Consider the following 477-nt stretch of genomic DNA (forward strand, 5'->3'; position numbering starts at 1 on the left):
ATCGTGGTGCAGCAGGCCCGCGGCGCCGGCGGGGGCGCCCGCCTGGCGCGCGCCCCCGGCGCGGGGGAGGTCGCGCCCCGGGGCAGGCTGCCGCCAAGCGGGACCGCTGCGCCCGACCGGGCCCGCGCCGAGCCCGAGCAGCGGCGGCGCGCCGGGGCGGCCCGCAGCCGCTCGCCCCCGCCCCGGCGCCCGGCGCCGCAGAAGACGACGCCCCGGCCGCCGACGCCGCCGCCGGCCCCGCGCCCGCGCGGCTACGACGACCCGCGCGACCGCGGCCAGGGCATGGGCAAGTAGCCGGCCTGGCCGGTCTCCGGGGGTACCAGGGCCGCGTGCCGCGCCCAGGCCCCACGCCCACCTCGGCACGCCCCGGCGCGCTCGGCGGGCGGGGGCCCGGCCCGCCGTTCGCGGCGGGCCGCCCCGCCCCCGCGCGCGGCCGGGGCGAGCCGGACGCCGCCCGGCCAGCCAACCACCACCAAC

1 pseudogene is annotated in these 477 nt (G+C 86.8%); it reads left to right on the forward strand.

Features of this window, described 5'->3' with window-relative positions:
• Positions 1-294, forward strand: a pseudogene (locus tag PUR71_RS00180) (hypothetical protein); the annotation flags it as partial.
• Positions 295-477: the final 183 nt, after the last annotated feature.

This window comes from Streptomyces sp. SP17BM10 (genome assembly GCF_036322405.1).
Lineage (GTDB): Bacteria > Actinomycetota > Actinomycetes > Streptomycetales > Streptomycetaceae > Kitasatospora.